General features: G+C 44.7%; 13 protein-coding genes. 4 read left to right on the top strand and 9 right to left on the bottom strand.

The window, feature by feature from the left end:
• Positions 1 to 27 precede the first annotated feature (27 nt).
• Complete coding sequence (ftsY, locus tag ACLD71_RS03170; protein ID WP_411992931.1) at positions 28 to 1,389, bottom strand: signal recognition particle-docking protein FtsY; 1,362 nt, start codon at positions 1,387 to 1,389, stop codon at positions 28 to 30.
• A 104-nt stretch (positions 1,390 to 1,493) separates the two neighbouring features.
• Between ftsY and rsmD the strand changes: the two genes are divergently transcribed.
• The 3 genes from rsmD to ACLD71_RS03185 are packed head-to-tail and all read left to right on the top strand — an operon-like array spanning position 1,494 to position 3,676.
• Positions 1,494 to 2,108, top strand: a complete 615-nt coding sequence (gene rsmD / locus ACLD71_RS03175) for a 16S rRNA (guanine(966)-N(2))-methyltransferase RsmD (protein WP_411992933.1) — start codon at positions 1,494 to 1,496, stop codon at positions 2,106 to 2,108.
• Positions 2,109 to 2,120: 12 nt separating this feature from the next.
• Positions 2,121 to 2,387: a DUF1145 domain-containing protein gene (locus ACLD71_RS03180; protein ID WP_303511728.1), complete on the top strand. Its 267-nt coding sequence runs from the start codon at positions 2,121 to 2,123 to the stop codon at positions 2,385 to 2,387.
• Complete coding sequence (locus tag ACLD71_RS03185; protein ID WP_411992935.1) at positions 2,348 to 3,676, top strand: BamA/TamA family outer membrane protein; 1,329 nt, start codon at positions 2,348 to 2,350, stop codon at positions 3,674 to 3,676. The genes ACLD71_RS03180 and ACLD71_RS03185 overlap by 40 nt, the downstream gene beginning before the upstream one ends.
• A gap of 72 nt (positions 3,677 to 3,748) precedes the next feature.
• Here the strand turns inward: ACLD71_RS03185 and ACLD71_RS03190 are convergent, their stop codons facing one another.
• From ACLD71_RS03190 to ACLD71_RS03220, 7 genes are all read right to left on the bottom strand, one after another.
• Positions 3,749 to 4,339: a YhgN family NAAT transporter gene (locus ACLD71_RS03190; protein WP_137673418.1), complete on the bottom strand. Its 591-nt coding sequence runs from the start codon at positions 4,337 to 4,339 to the stop codon at positions 3,749 to 3,751.
• A 90-nt stretch (positions 4,340 to 4,429) separates the two neighbouring features.
• Positions 4,430 to 4,840, bottom strand: a complete 411-nt coding sequence (locus ACLD71_RS03195; RefSeq protein ID WP_411992937.1) for a phosphate ABC transporter substrate-binding protein — start codon at positions 4,838 to 4,840, stop codon at positions 4,430 to 4,432.
• A gap of 11 nt (positions 4,841 to 4,851) precedes the next feature.
• Positions 4,852 to 6,060, bottom strand: coding sequence for a hypothetical protein (locus ACLD71_RS03200; RefSeq protein WP_411992939.1), 1,209 nt, complete (start codon positions 6,058 to 6,060; stop codon positions 4,852 to 4,854).
• Between the two features lie 42 nt (positions 6,061 to 6,102).
• A complete protein-coding gene (locus ACLD71_RS03205) occupies positions 6,103 to 7,722 on the bottom strand; it encodes a methyl-accepting chemotaxis protein (RefSeq protein ID WP_303511722.1) in 1,620 nt (539 codons plus the stop codon).
• 346 nt (positions 7,723 to 8,068) lie between these two features.
• Positions 8,069 to 8,314 (bottom strand): YecH family metal-binding protein, encoded by a 246-nt coding sequence (locus tag ACLD71_RS03210; protein WP_411992941.1) that lies wholly within the window; start codon positions 8,312 to 8,314, stop codon positions 8,069 to 8,071.
• A 70-nt stretch (positions 8,315 to 8,384) separates the two neighbouring features.
• The gene (locus ACLD71_RS03215) at positions 8,385 to 9,065 is read right to left on the bottom strand and encodes a flagellin (RefSeq protein ID WP_137673413.1); all 681 of its coding nucleotides are present in this window, start codon (positions 9,063 to 9,065) and stop codon (positions 8,385 to 8,387) included.
• Positions 9,066 to 9,160: 95 nt separating this feature from the next.
• Positions 9,161 to 9,475 (bottom strand): DUF2007 domain-containing protein, encoded by a 315-nt coding sequence (locus ACLD71_RS03220; RefSeq protein WP_137673412.1) that lies wholly within the window; start codon positions 9,473 to 9,475, stop codon positions 9,161 to 9,163.
• A 497-nt stretch (positions 9,476 to 9,972) separates the two neighbouring features.
• Between ACLD71_RS03220 and ACLD71_RS03225 the strand changes: the two genes are divergently transcribed.
• Positions 9,973 to 11,175, top strand: coding sequence for an ammonium transporter (locus tag ACLD71_RS03225; RefSeq protein WP_137673411.1), 1,203 nt, complete (start codon positions 9,973 to 9,975; stop codon positions 11,173 to 11,175).
• A gap of 42 nt (positions 11,176 to 11,217) precedes the next feature.
• Here the strand turns inward: ACLD71_RS03225 and ACLD71_RS03230 are convergent, their stop codons facing one another.
• Positions 11,218 to 12,723, bottom strand: coding sequence for an exopolyphosphatase (locus tag ACLD71_RS03230; RefSeq protein ID WP_411992943.1), 1,506 nt, complete (start codon positions 12,721 to 12,723; stop codon positions 11,218 to 11,220).
• Between the last annotated feature and the right edge of the window lie 21 nt (positions 12,724 to 12,744).

Consider the following 12,744-nt stretch of genomic DNA (forward strand, 5'->3'; position numbering starts at 1 on the left):
TTTTATTACTTTCTAAGCAGTGTTGATTTATTTCTCGTTGCTATCTTCGCTGTCGTCATTGCTAAATAGCGCATCTACAAAAGGTTGAGCTTCAAACTCTCGTAAATCGTCAATCCCTTCGCCCACACCAATGTAGCGGATCGGCAAACCAAACTTGTCAGCCAAACCAAAAATAACACCACCTTTAGCAGTACCATCTAACTTGGTTAATGTTAAACCGTTAAGTCCAACCGCTTGATTAAACAAGTTAGCTTGGCTAATGGCGTTTTGCCCGGTGCTTGCGTCAATGGTTAACATAATTTCGTGAGGCGCTGCATCGTCGAGCTTTTTCATTACTCGTACAATTTTTTTCAGCTCTTCCATCAAGTGCGCTTTATTTTGCAAGCGGCCTGCTGTGTCGGCAATCAATACATCTACGTTTCGTGACTTAGCTGCTTGAAAAGCATCAAAAATCACCGAGGCGCTATCGGCCCCCGTATGTTGAGCAATCACCGGAATCTGGTTTCGCTCACCCCAAACTTGTAGCTGTTCAACCGCAGCAGCACGGAAGGTGTCACCCGCAGCAAGCATTACCGATTTACCTTGGCTTTGATATTGTTTGGCTAGCTTGCCAATGGTGGTGGTTTTACCCACGCCATTTACGCCAACCATTAAAATAACAAAAGGCCCCTCTGCACTATCTAAATCTATTGGCGCTTCTACTTTGCTCAGAATACCCGCCATATCTAACTTAAGTTGCTGATAGAGCGCTTCGCCATCTTGAAGATCGCGGCGTTTAACGTGGCTAGTGAGGTTTTCGATAATTTTGAGTGTGGTGTCCACACCCACATCTGCCACTAACAACTGCTCTTCTAGCTCTTCGAACAGCTCATCATCAATTTTTCGCCCTTTGAACAGCGAAAAGAAGCCCCAGCCTAAGTTTTTACGGGTGCGTTTTAAGCCTGCTCGTAAGCGCGCAAACAGTCCCATTTTCTTTACTGGTTCTGCGGCTTCTGAGCTAACTTGCTGTTCGGCTTCGGCGGCTGCCTCAGTGTCTGCTTGTTGCTGGGCAGCTAACTCGGCTTGCTCTTGAGCGTCACGCTCTGCTTGGGCTTCGCGTTCTGCTTGGGCTTCGCGTTCTGCTTGGGCTTCGCGTTCTGCTTGGGCTTCACGTTCTGCTTGGGCTTCACGTTCTGCTTGAGCTTCGCGTTCAGCTTGCGCTTCGCGTTCTGCTTGGGCTTCACGTTCTGCTTGAGCTTCTCGTTCGGCTTGCGCTTTGCGTTCTGCTTGAGCGGCTAACTCAGCATTTTGCTCATTGTTTGTTTGTTCTGCGGCGGGATCGCTGGATTGTTGTTGCTCATCGTCTTTTTTTCGGCCAAACCAAGAAAATAGGCCCTTCTTTTTTGCCATTACTGCAAAACCTTTTTTACCAGTAAACGACGTTGGCTGTTACAATGCCAACGTCCAGTCAATATTGCTCGGATATTATCACAGTTTCACAATGGTCTAAGTAAATGGCACGGCTTTCCTCAAGAAAACATGCAAATCAAAGCAACAAATCCTCCAACGGTAGTGGCCAAGTGCGAATTATCGCGGGTCAGTGGCGCGGTAGAAAACTTAAAGTACTGAATAGTGAAGGCTTACGCCCGACTACCGACAGAGTGAAAGAGACCGTTTTTAATTGGTTAAATCCCTACTTAACTAATAGCCACTGCTTAGATTTATTTGCGGGTAGTGGCAGCCTAGGTTTTGAGGCCTTATCGCGCTTTGCTAGTTTTACCACCTTTGTGGAAAAAGATGCACAAGCAGCGAAACAATTGAAGGCAAACCTACAACTACTCGATTTGCCTAGTGAGCGCGCCAAGCTGGTGAATGGTGATTCCTTGCAGTGGCTTAAACAAACGCCCAGCGAAGGCTACGACATTGTGTTTATCGATCCCCCTTTTCGCTGCGATTTATTAGAACCAAGCTGTCGTTTACTCAGTGAAAACGGCTGGTTAAAAGCCGATGCTTTAGTTTATATAGAATTTGAGAACGAAGGCGCTGAGCCTGAGTTACCCGCCAATTGGTCGTGCATTAAAAGCAAACAAGCCGGCCAAGTAAATTACCGTTTATATCAATTAAGTTAAGAGCCCCAGATTATGTTCATTAAAATTGGCAAAGCCTTTATGGCTGCTATGTGGCTAGCCATGTTACTTAGCCCGATGATTTTTGTTCCTCCCTACAATTGGATTTTACCTTTAGTAGGTGCATTTTTATTACTACTGCATGGGGTGCAATTGCTGGCTATTCGCGGCACCTTAGTCGAAGCAGGTGTGCTGCAAAAAGGTGATAACCTACGAATATTATTCTTCGGTTTTTTTGCAATGTGGCAAATACACAAGCGAATGAAGAGCAAACAACCTTGATACTACGCCAGCTGTTTTTGCTTAGTGTTTGTGTACTAAGCCTACCCACTTGGGCGATGAGCGTTACCATTATTGATGACGCTAAACATCAACGCAGTGGCGCATGGACTCAAGTTTTACCTTACGCCTATTACACTGAGAATTTGCAATGGGGAGTGGGTGTTGGTGTAGGTGCCGCCGGGCATATTCAACCTAGTTCAAGCCTGGTTGCCACCGCGACAGTCACCTCCAACGACAGCTGGATGGGCTTTTTGTATAGCGGTGACTATCAACTACCGTTTGCCGATCGGGTATTTTTTGATACCACCTTGTACCAAACCAATTTTACCCGTGACCCGCAATATATTAACGGCAACGAGGAATATTCTGGCGAGCGCGCAGGCAGCAATGATTCTAGCCAGAGCAACCGAGTTTACACTCATTCAAAAGGCCAAGAATACCGTTTTAGGTTTCGCTACCTACTGCCTATAGGTCACGGTAAAGACTCTCCGGTACATACTTTTAGAGTTAAGCGCGGTGAAGTAATGGAAGGTTATGAAGCGGGCGCTAAAGAATGGAATCCGCTCACCAGTGGGCGCACCATTATCCAGTTAGAACCTTTTTATTGGAAACAAGACGTTGGTGAGTATAACCAATTACAAGATTCAAATACTTCAGCGGGCTTAGCCTTAGAGCTGGAATACGACAACCGTAACTACCATCAAAACCCCACAGCGGGCAGTCGCCAACGTTTCAATGTGACTCGTGATTGGGGTGACCCAGGCCGGCCTTCTTGGACAATGTGGGAATTTTCAGCATCTAAGTACATTAGCTTGCCACAAACATCTTGGGCACAAAGCCAAGTATTAGCTTTTGGTATGGCGACTTCTGATACGCCAACCTGGAATCACAGCTCTTACAACAATGGCGAACAGCAATACCATCGCCCAGCGTGGTTTGCTGGTTCTCGTTTAGGCGGAATGGACAGGTTAAAGGGTTACGAAACCGCTCGTTATCATGATCGCTCAATGATCTATTACTCTGCAGAATACCGCTTTACCCCTAACTGGAACCCCCTGCCTAAAGTGCCCGTTGTAAACTGGTTTAACGTGCCAGCGTGGTACTGGGTTGCCTTTGCCGAAATTGGCCGAGTAGCTGATGAATATAACTTAGCCACGCTTCACCAAGATATGAAGTACAGTATTGGCGGCAGTATTCGAGTGATGATGGAAGGCGTTGTATTGCGCGGTGATTTTGCCACCAGTGGAGACGACAGTGTATTTCGCCTAGGTATCAATCATCCTTATTAGACGCGATCTAAAATTGAACAATCTAGAGACGACAACCAACTTCGTCGCCTCAATATCAAACGCACTGATGACTTACAGTGATTGCCAGTAGTCGGCAATGCCATCTAAGAACATTTGTACTGCCAGCATAATCAGCAGCATACCCATTAAGCGCTCCATGGCTTTTAAACCTTTCTCGCCGAGCAACTTAAGCAATACACCGCTACTGAGAAAAATAACGACGCTGATTCCCCAAGCAATTAGCAAGGCTAAAGACCAATCGAGCATACGAGTATTGTCTTGGTTTGCTAACAGCATTAAGGACGCTAATACCGAAGGCCCAGCGATCATTGGAATGGCCATTGGCACCAAAAAGGGTTCTTCGCCAGCGGCTAATCCGGCCACGCCACCGGGTTGAGGAAAAATCATTTTTAAGGCAATCAGGAATAGGATTACACCACCGGCAATACTCACCGCTTCTTGGCGCAGATTAAGGAAACCAAGGATTTGCTCGCCGGCAAATAAAAAGGCGAACATGACACTTAAGGCAAACACCAGCTCACGCAGCAACACAATGCGCCTGCGTTTAGGGTCGAGGTGTTTTACCATGCTTAGGAACACGGGCATGTTTCCTAGCGGATCCATAATCAAAAACAGCATCACCGCTGCTGACAACATATCCATTTGTTAACTCGCTAACTTACGACAATTTTGTCTGGGAAATAAAAAAGAGCCAGAGCATAACACCCTGATTCTTTTTAAGCTTAGCTTTATTTACGGTTTATAAACTACTTTAACCGCATCAGTCACGTCTGCTTCGTCAACGTATGCCACGGCTGCGGCATTGCCTGCCACTTCCGATACTGCTACCGATGGAGAAGCCGCTGTTTTAGGTGGCTTAGCTTTACCTGTAAAGATCAACTTAGACCAATAAGCCTGCAGTTGAGCTTCACTTTTACCGGTGGCAGCATCATGAAAGCTAGCGCGTAAAGGGTCGCCCTCTTTGTACTCAATAACCACAGGAGCAGTGCCATTAGGCAATTTTTTAAGCTTACCTAAAAATAGCTTTTTCACTTCCGCTTTAGATAAAGCATCAGGGCCTGATGGGTTAGCAATTACCACTGGAGCAGCCAAGCTGCTAAGACTAAATGCGCTCAAAGAAAGAGCCAATAATAGATTTTTCATATGACTCCCTCCTAAAATACGCCGTCAAATACGATGCTATAAACTGTAGTACTATCTTCAGTGGCACCCGCTACTTTACTTGCCATTAGGCCGTTAGTATCGCCAAAACCATTAACGAGCGTGGCATCAAACTTAACTGCTAAGTTGGATAATAGCTCATAACGCACACCCAATGAGTAAGAGGTTCGCTTCCCGCTATAAATAAAAGATGAGTCAACAGGAACAACAGATGGGTTGGTAGGTCCTTCTGGAAGGGTAGGATTATACCCAGGATTAGATACGAATATATCAACTCGTTCGTCGTCATCTTGAGTTTTCATTCCAGCTACCGTGCCATAAGGCATGGCTTTACCGAAACGGTAACCCAAGGTGAGATAACCAGAATCTACATCTGAATAACCGCCTTCAACTGTTGCACGGGTTACTTCAGACACAACTAACAAAGAACCATTATCGTAGCTAAAACCAGCTCCTAAGAAGTCAGATTTATTTTTATCGTCTAGCACTTGAGTATCAGGTTGATTGTCATCTGCCACGGTGATCTTTGTTACACCGTATACGGCACGAACAGTAAAGTCGTCGATAGCCCACGTAAGGTTAGCCCCTAAAATATCATCGTATTTAGTACCATCTTCTTCAGATTGGCCCCAAAAGCCTTGTAGCGTTAAGGTTGAGTTATCAAACTCAAAGTCGTAACTGCCGTCTACACCCACAAAAGAGTTAAATGGTACAAAACCATAAACTTCTTCAGGCGGACGAGCCCACGGCTGAGCGTAACCTACTTCTAGGTAATCTGAGTACATGTACATAGGTAGGCGTAATTTACCGCCACGCACTGTAATGTAGTTGTCAAAGGTATGTTTTAGGTAAGCCCATTCAACGTCTGGGCTAAAGTCGTCTTCACCACGCGCCACTAATTGCACTGTTACACTGGTGCTATCGGCTAGGGCAAAGTCACCTTGCAAACCCACTAAAGTAAGATTATTAAAATCATACTCGTCGGTAGAGCCTGCGTAACCTAAGTTGTTGTTTGCTTGATTAATGCCCACGCTGTAGAACCCGTTAAAGCTGATTCTATCAAAGGCACTATCCTGATTTTGTTCACGAAGAACCTGCACCTCTTGCTCGAGATCATTTACTCGTTGCTCGAGAGCTTCGTCTGCCATTGCTGCGCTACTCAATAAGCATATTGGTAACACCTGCCACGCCCTTAAATCCATGGGGCATCTCCTTTATTTTTTTATTATATACAATTGGTTTTATTACACTTTAAACTGGCTAATAACCTCGCTTAAACGCTGAGTTACTTGCCTTACATCCTCGCTGACGTTATCTATTTCACTAGAGCTTTTCGCCACTGCGAGAGATATCTGTTGAATATCATTAACACTGTTATGAATTAAGTCAGAGGTTTTGGTTTGCTGCTCTGTTGCCGCTGCAATCTGTTCATTAACTGCATGAATTGATTCTACTTTGCCAGTAATATCCATTAACGATTTACCCGCCTGTGCTGATTGCTCAACACTTAAACCGGCTTGCTCAATACCACGGTTCATTGCTTCTACCGCAGAGCCAGAGCCTTTTTGAAGTTCTTCAAGTACTTGCTGAATCTCTTGGGTTGAGTCTTGTGTACGAGACGCTAGGGTGCGAACTTCATCTGCCACAACCGCAAAGCCACGCCCTTGTTCGCCTGCACGCGCCGCTTCAATCGCGGCATTTAGCGCTAGCAAGTTGGTTTGCTCGGCAATGCCACGAATTGCATCAAGAATAACCCCCACGTTACTGGTGTATGCTTCCAGCTGATTAATGGCCTTAGCGGTGCTGTTCACTTCTTCTGCTAAATCATTAATGACCGAAATGGTATTCTCTACAACTTGGTTCCCTTCTTGAGCCGTTCCATTAGCCGACGAGGCTTCTTCCGAGGCTTGCGACGCAAAATCTGCAATATGATGAACACTGCTAGTCATTTCTTGAATTGCAGCACTTACCGCATCTACCGAGTGATTTTGCGACTCAATGCTAGACGCCGTATGTTTACTGGTTTCCATTAAACGGGTAGACACATCTTGTAGGGCTTGAACGGTTTCAGTGGTAGTGGCAATGCTTATCTGCATTTTGCTAATAAACTGGTTAAACCAATGCACTAAAGTAGCAATTTCATCTTTACCGTCGTAATCCACACGCACCGTAAGATCACCCTCTCCCTCTGCAATTTCGCGCAAAGAAGAGGTGACTTGAGCAATCGAGTTAACAATGCTTTTGGTGGTCATAATGCCAACAAAAATCACTATCACTATGGTGACTACACCCAGCATAATACCTGTAGTAACCGCCGACTGAGAGCTAGAGATAGTGCCATCAATGGTTTGATTAAAAGCTTGCTCGGTATTAGCCCTTAAGTTAGCAATACCTGTGGTTAGTTCTTGCAATATGGCTGCTGAGCGCTCTGCTTTAGCTGGCAAAGTGGCGAAATCAGCACTGCCATCGACCAAACTTAATGCAATCGACCTTGCTTGGCCGTAATAGTTATTAAGCAAGCTTTGCAGGTGCGTTACCTCTTTTCGAGCACTAGGCAAGATCTCAAGTAACTCATTCAGCTTACTACTAAGTAGCTGTTGTTGTGTATCTGCACTTTCAAGAGACTCTTCCTCTCCTGTGGTTACTGCAGTTTGCAATAGCTGATCAATGTTATATAGGGTGTTTTGAGCAACAGTGGCGGTATCTAGAGCAGGGAAGTATTGATCTCTAATTTGTTCAATGCTGAACTGGCTCTGTTGCTGAACCAATATGTTATTTATAAGGTAAGCGGCGAACCCCAGTACAGCGATGGCTGCAAGAATTCCTACCTTATGGCTTATTTTTAGACGTCGAGCCAAATCCATTTATACCACTCCATGTGAATACAAGTATCGATAGCTTATATATCGTCACTTTTGCGTTTTTATTTAGATAACAATCTAGTTACGTAAAAGAAACCTGACACAATTAAAACACACGTTTAACTAATATCAGAAACCTTAATAGATTAAATGATTTGTTTTCCATTCCGACTAAAAATCTAGCTGCCTATGCAATTATAGGTGTATATGTCGATTTAATAGCGAATACAGCAAAGAAAGATGAATTAAACACCATAGAAGGGATGCATAGCAAGTTATTTCAGCTATAACTAAATTAATAGTGATTAATATAGATAAAGGGCCTGAGTAGGCCCTTAAAAAGAGGTGGCTATTTGTGCGAGCAGATTTTAGATTTACAAGTTGTGAAGCCTTGTTTGGCCTCAACAAACTTTCCGCGTTCAGCCAAAAATACAATTAGCTCTTGGGCGTTCATCTCTTTCTGGCGACAGGTATGGTATTTACTGTCTGCGCCGAAAGTAGTTTTCATTAATTCTTCAAGAGAAGCTGACGTAAAGCTACCACCTTGTTCCAACATCAACTGCATCACTTGATGCCCATGAATCGACTCACTCATTACAACCTCCATAAAAAAACGGCGCTCACTGTAACAGTGTTGCGCCGTTTAGATGTTGAGTTAGAACAAGCTAGATAAGCTTCTCGACATTCTTAGCAGCTAACTGCTGTTGGTAAGATTGTATAGAGCTTTGTAACAGGGCATCGTTTTGCGCTTGTTGGGAGGTAGACTGTGCATAATTAGTATCGAGAATACGAGAACGAGCGGCACTTTGCGCTTCAATAGCTGCTTGGGTAGAGCGATAAGCCGATTCGGCAGCGTTACTCGAGGCCCCTAATTGTGCTTGGTTAGCATCGGTAGTTTGCTGACCCCCTTGCAAAGCAGCTTGCGCAGTAGCGGGATCGTTCAAATCAATATTGTCTACGCCCAAATCACCAGCGTTAGGAATAGCCGCCGTGTTTGCATCAACTTGCGCCTGTAAAGCAGCAATATCATCAGAGTTGTATATACCGTTGCCGCTTTGCACAACCAAGGCCTGGTTTTGTTGCAGCAGGTCAGTAGTCCCTTGCAACTGAGCAGATTCAATGTTGTTGATACTTACCTGGTTTTGGTAAATATTTGCATAGGCTTCTTGCTCACTAATACCAGTGGTTAAGCGATTAGAGATCTGCAAGCCAGCAGGATCGTCAGCAGCGCTGTTTATCTTTTTGCCAGAAGCGAGCTTTTCATCTTGTTCTTCTTGGCGTTTTTTCGCCTGTTCCATATAAAAATCAGAAGGGGCGACAGAGCTGTTAACTTGACCAATAGCCATTGGATATCCTCACACAAACATGAATTAGAGCAGCCATCCTAGCTGTTTACTTTTTAAGCATAACATTAGTTGACTAAATCTGCATCTTTGAACGCTCATTTTGCGGAGAATTCATGCTGACAAGACCAGCAATATTCAAAGCTACCGGGATTGCCCTCTCCACAACTAGAGCACGTCCATTCTTGCTTATGATTGACTTCATAGTCTCTTACTGCTTGTTTGGCCTTATCCCAATGAGCAAGATCGACTTTTAACGACACCTCCACCACATCCATGGGTAATTCACCCGCACCAGCCATCGCGTATTCGCCATCTACACGACTATCAATCCCCATTTTTCCTAGCATACCTTGTAACAATTTAGCCTCTACAAAATTGGCTGCTCGATAAAACTCATGCCATTGGCTCATTCACTCTCCTTAATCCGTCGTATTAACATTTATTATAGGAAACTTGTTTGTAACTGCGTTACCTTCTAAATGCTTCACTTTGCCCCGCTCTTTTTAACAGACCTATAATGGCTCGATAAACACTCAATTAAACTAACTTTTTCATTGTTGGCTTCTATCATCGCCCAACAGCACTCTCTACCAGCAAACAAGCCACTCAAGCAGTTCCGAATAGCGCTTACAAAACAGAATGCCTTAATAGCTTACTGGTACTCATTCAAAACCAAGCACCAAAATACAGCGCCAGCGCACCAATATCGATCACAGCAAATATTGATCACACTAATGCGCGCACCAAACCAGAGCCAAAATATGTAACCCTATTGTTATCATCAAGTTAAAACCCTTGAAATGCATCAACTTAGTGCTTTAGCTCAATATAAAATTAACAAAAGGCCTGAAAATTGCTTCTTTTTGGCGCAAACCATATTAAAAGAAACAATTAGGGAGATTTTTTAATGGATAATATTAGTGACGCTATCGACGTATTGTCGCAAAGCGCAAACACTTTATTCATTTTGTTGGGCGCTATAATGGTGCTGGCAATGCACGCCGGTTTTGCCTTCTTGGAAGTAGGTACCGTGCGCCACAAAAACCAAGTAAATGCCTTGGTTAAAATTATTACTGACTTCGCTTTTTCCGGCGTCGCGTACTTTGTTATCGGCTACTACCTAGCTTACGGCAATCACTTCTTTAATAGCGCAGAAGTGCTAGCAGAAGGAAATGGCTATGAGCTGGTTAAATTTTTCTTCCTACTGACCTTTGCTGCGGCTATTCCAGCGATTGTTTCGGGTGGTATTGCTGAACGCGGTAAGTTTTATCCTTTCCTGATTGCTTCTTCACTGATTGTTGGTTTTGTTTACCCGTTTTTTGAAGGTGTTATCTGGAACGGTAATTTCGGCTTTCAGGCTTGGTTAGAAGTGCAGTTTGGCGCAGCCTTCCACGATTTCGCGGGTTCGGTAGTTGTACACGCCATGGGTGGCTGGTTAGCCTTAGTTGCCATTAAGATTCTAGGTGCACGTAAGGGCAGAAAACCAGGAGTTGCATTTGCACCGTCAAACATTCCTTTCTTAGCGCTTGGTGCTTGGGTACTCACCGTAGGTTGGTTTGGCTTTAACGTTATGTCGGCTCAAACCATGGACGGCATAAGCGGCTTAGTTGCAGTAAATACCTTAATGGCCATGGTTGGCGGCACAATTGCCGCATTAATTGTAGGCCGTAATGACCCAGGTTTTGTTCACAATGGTCCGCTAGCGGGTTTGGTTGCCGTGTGTGCAGGCTCAGACTTAATGCATCCTATTGGCGCATTAATCACTGGCGGTATAGCTGGCGCATTGTTTGTTTGGGTATTCACTTGGTTACAACAACGTTCAAACCTAGATGACGTATTAGGTGTTTGGCCACTACACGGCTTATGTGGTGTGTGGGGCGGCGTAGCTGCTGGTATCTTTGGTAGTAAAGCCTTAGGCGGTTTAGGTGGCATCTCACTGATGAGTCAAATAGTGGGTAGCTTAGCGGGTGTAGTGGTAGCACTAGTGGGTGGCTTTGTTGTTTACACCTTAGTAGACAAACTCGCTGGATTGCGTTTATCAGAAGAAGATGAATTCCACGGTGCTGACTTAGCAATTCACAAAATCAGCGCAACTAATAAAGACCGTTAATCCATTCTATTTTCGCCCTAGCGTACTAGGGCGAACCTCGCTCTATAACTCGATAATATCTAATTTGTAATCAATCTGGCTTAGGTACTGCTGCTCGTTTTCTAAATCAGCACGAGTAAGAGGGTTGTTTTGCAGCCATTGTTGATCCAACAATAAGCTCATCTGTTGTCCCGCGGCTCTAAATTGCAGTTCAGGCAAGGTTTGTCGGCGCTTACCACGATTGAAAATAACCGATAAGCGAAGAATCAAACAGGCTTTTAGTAAATCAGTATTTTGTAATGGGAATTGCTTTACCGGAAAACGACGGCGATGAGCCAACACTAATGCAGCTAGCTGCTGTTGCTCTAAACGAGAGAAACCGGCTAAATCAACATGCTCAACAATGTAAGCGCCGTGTTTATGATAGTCACTATGCGCCACATCTAAACCTACAAGGAATAGCTGAGACGCCCATGTTAGTAGTTTGTTGGTTTCAACTTCATCCAACGACCAAGTCTCAGCAACTTGGTTTAGCAGTAACTGACAGGTAGTGTCTACTCGTCCACTAAATTGGCTGTCTACATGATAACGCTCGGCCAAACGTTGCACACTGGAAGGGCGAATATCGCTATGCTCTAAACGACCTTTCAGTTCGTATAACAAACCTTCGCGCAGAGCCGACTCAGCGGCGTGCATAGACGTAATACCTAAGGCCTGAAACAAAGCTTGAAGCACTAAAACACCGCCTAAGAACACCGGCTGGCGTTCCTCAGACAAACCTTTAAGTGGCAAGTTGCATTCGCCCGCTTCAAGGTAATGCTCAACAATGGCGTCTAGTCCGCTTAGCTGAATCTCATTTTCACAGAAATTGTTGTCTACACATACTTTAGCAACCGCTTTAATCGTGCCCGAGGCACCTAAGCATTCGTTCCAGCCTTGTTCAAGGAAATCGTCGGCTACCGGCAATAGTTGCTGAGAGCAGTATACGCTGGCTTTAAGTAAGCGGTTTTTGGTGACTCGACCACTTTTGAAAAAACGTTTGGTGATTGATACACAGCCCATATCTAAGCTTTCTTTAAGCTTAAGATCCATGCCTTCGCCTAAGGTCACTTCGGTACTGCCGCCGCCAATGTCTATCACCATTCGAGGGCCATTGGTTGGCGCTTTGTAATGCGCAACGCCAAGGTAAATTAGGCGAGCTTCTTCTTCACCAGAGATCACTTCTACGGGGTGCCCAAGCCGCTGTTCAGCGGCTTGTAAGAAAACATCTGCGTCAATAATACTGCGGAGGGTTTTAGTGCCGACAACACGCACGCTGCCGGGCTTAAACTCACGTAAACGTTCGCCAAAACGTTCTAAGCAAGCCTGGGCGCGATTCCAAGCAGCGGCATCTAAACTGCCATCATCTTGTAAGCCCCAACCCAGACGAACCATTTCTTTGACTTTATCGCGAACTTTTAACTCGCCATCTTCCCAATCAGCAATAATTAAGTGAAAACTATTACTGCCTAAATCGAGAGCAGCCAGTTGTTGAGACTTAGGACTCAACAAACGCGATAAATTGAACATAAATTAACCTCAGCGATTTAC

The organism is Agarivorans sp. DSG3-1 (assembly GCF_046774965.1).
In the GTDB taxonomy this organism is placed as follows: domain Bacteria; phylum Pseudomonadota; class Gammaproteobacteria; order Enterobacterales; family Celerinatantimonadaceae; genus Agarivorans.

Excerpts from the sequence above, each read along its gene's own strand:
- ftsY (WP_411992931.1), bottom strand. The coding sequence starts at position 1,389 with ATGGCAAAAAAGAAGGGCCTATTTTCTTGGTTTGGCCGAAAAAAAGAC.
- rsmD (WP_411992933.1), top strand. The coding sequence starts at position 1,494 with ATGGCACGGCTTTCCTCAAGAAAACATGCAAATCAAAGCAACAAATCC.
- ACLD71_RS03180 (WP_303511728.1), top strand. The coding sequence starts at position 2,121 with ATGTTCATTAAAATTGGCAAAGCCTTTATGGCTGCTATGTGGCTAGCC.
- ACLD71_RS03190 (WP_137673418.1), bottom strand. The coding sequence starts at position 4,339 with ATGGATATGTTGTCAGCAGCGGTGATGCTGTTTTTGATTATGGATCCG.
- ACLD71_RS03195 (WP_411992937.1), bottom strand. The coding sequence starts at position 4,840 with ATGAAAAATCTATTATTGGCTCTTTCTTTGAGCGCATTTAGTCTTAGC.
- ACLD71_RS03200 (WP_411992939.1), bottom strand. The coding sequence starts at position 6,060 with ATGGATTTAAGGGCGTGGCAGGTGTTACCAATATGCTTATTGAGTAGC.
- ACLD71_RS03205 (WP_303511722.1), bottom strand. The coding sequence starts at position 7,722 with ATGGATTTGGCTCGACGTCTAAAAATAAGCCATAAGGTAGGAATTCTT.
- ACLD71_RS03210 (WP_411992941.1), bottom strand. The coding sequence starts at position 8,314 with ATGAGTGAGTCGATTCATGGGCATCAAGTGATGCAGTTGATGTTGGAA.
- ACLD71_RS03215 (WP_137673413.1), bottom strand. The coding sequence starts at position 9,065 with ATGGCTATTGGTCAAGTTAACAGCTCTGTCGCCCCTTCTGATTTTTAT.
- ACLD71_RS03220 (WP_137673412.1), bottom strand. The coding sequence starts at position 9,475 with ATGAGCCAATGGCATGAGTTTTATCGAGCAGCCAATTTTGTAGAGGCT.
- ACLD71_RS03225 (WP_137673411.1), top strand. The coding sequence starts at position 9,973 with ATGGATAATATTAGTGACGCTATCGACGTATTGTCGCAAAGCGCAAAC.
- ACLD71_RS03230 (WP_411992943.1), bottom strand. The coding sequence starts at position 12,723 with ATGTTCAATTTATCGCGTTTGTTGAGTCCTAAGTCTCAACAACTGGCT.